The sequence below is a fragment of the Actinomadura sp. 3N407 genome, assembly GCF_052245875.1.
In the GTDB taxonomy this organism is placed as follows: domain Bacteria; phylum Actinomycetota; class Actinomycetes; order Streptosporangiales; family Streptosporangiaceae; genus Spirillospora.
Map to the genome: position 1 here is coordinate 1 of NZ_JBQQBP010000062.1, position 1765 is coordinate 1765.

1 protein-coding gene is annotated in these 1765 nt (G+C 67.8%); it reads right to left on the bottom strand.

Annotated elements, in window-relative coordinates; translation table 11 throughout:
• Positions 1 to 1765, bottom strand: a 1765-nt coding sequence (locus tag ACTWPP_RS44890) for an amino acid adenylation domain-containing protein (RefSeq protein WP_443110600.1), incomplete at both ends; no start/stop codon positions are given.

Below are 1765 nucleotides of genomic sequence, written 5' to 3' on the forward strand. Positions count from 1 at the left end.
GCCAGTTCCTCGACGGTCTGGTGCTGGAACACCTCCCGCGGCGTGATGACCAGGCCGGACTGGCGGGCGCGGGAGACGAGCTGGATGGCGATGATGGAGTCGCCGCCGAGGTCGAAGAACCCGTCGTCGACCCCGACCCGCTCCAGGCCGAGGACCTCGGCGAACAGGCCCGCCAGGATCTCCTCCTCAGACGTGCGGGGCGCGCGGGACGACACCTTCGCCGCGAAATCGGGCGCGGGCAGCGCCTTGCGGTCCAGCTTGCCGTTCGAGGTCAGCGGCAACGCGTCCAGCTCCACGACCACGGCCGGAACCATGTAGTCGGGCAGATCCCTTGCCGCGAACCGGCGCAGCTCGGACACGTCGACGCCGCCGCCGGCCACGTAGGCGACCAGACGCCCGTCCCGGACGATCACCGCGGCGTCCCGGACGGCCTCGTGCCTGGTCAGAACCACCTGGATCTCGCCCAGCTCGATCCGGAAGCCGCGCAACTGCACCTGCTGGTCGACGCGTCCCAGGTATTCGAGCGTCCCGTCGCGGCGCCACCGGCCGACATCGCCCGTCCGGTACATCCGCGTGCCCGGCGCACCGAACGGGTCGGCGACGAACCGCTCCGCGGACAGCCCCGGACGGTTCAGATACCCGCGCGCCAGCCCCGCGCCCGCAACGTACAACTCACCGGCGACACCCGGCGCGACCGGCTGAAGACGATCGTCCAGGACATAAACGCGCAAGTCCGGGATGCCGACACCGATGACACTGCCGGACGCGGTCGCCGCAACGGCCCGATCCAAAGCAAGGTGCGAGACATGCACCGTGGTCTCGGTGATCCCGTACATGTTGACCAGAGTCGGCGCATCCTCGGGATGCCGCGAATACCAGTCCTCCAGACGTCCCAGATCCAGGGCCTCACCGCCGAAGACGATATAGCGCAGCGCCAGATCCGAGCCCGGGCTCTCCCTATCGGCCGCCATCAACTGATAGAACGCCGACGGCGTCTGGTTCAAGACCGTGACACGCTCGTCCGACACCAGCTTCAACAACTCCTGCGGCGAACGAGACGTCAGGTACGGCACCACGACCAGACGACCGCCGTACAACAGCGAACCCCACAACTCCCACACCGAGAAATCGAACGCATAAGAGTGGAACAACGCCCACACATCACCCGGCCCGAAACCGAACCACCCCTGCGTCGAACGCAGCAGCCGCACCACATTCTGATGCGGAACCACCACACCCTTCGGACGCCCCGTCGAACCCGACGTGTAAATCACATACGCCGGATGATCCGGATCGATGGCCACACCCGGATCGGTGTCAGGGTGGCCGGTCGCATCCAGATCGCCCGAACCGAGCGTCAACGCCGGCCCGGCATCCCCGACCATGAACCCGACACGGTCCTCGGGATAGTCCGGATCAATCGGCACATACGCCGCACCCGCCTTCAGCACAGCCAAAACCGCCACGACCAGATCAACCGAACGCGGCAACGACAACGCCACGAACCGCTCCGGCCCCACACCCTGCCCGATAAGGCGATGCGCCAGCCGGTTCGCCCTCGCATTCACCTCCCCATACGTCCACGACACACCATCGAACGTCACCGCCGGCGCATCCGGACGGACCGCCACCTGCGCCTCGAACAACGCCGGGATCGTCGCCCGTTCGACGTCGCCGCCCTTGCCTCCGGCCCACCTGCGCAGCAGCGTGCGGCGTTCACCGCTGCTCAGGACCTCGGCGGCGCCGATGGGCGCGTCCGGGTCGG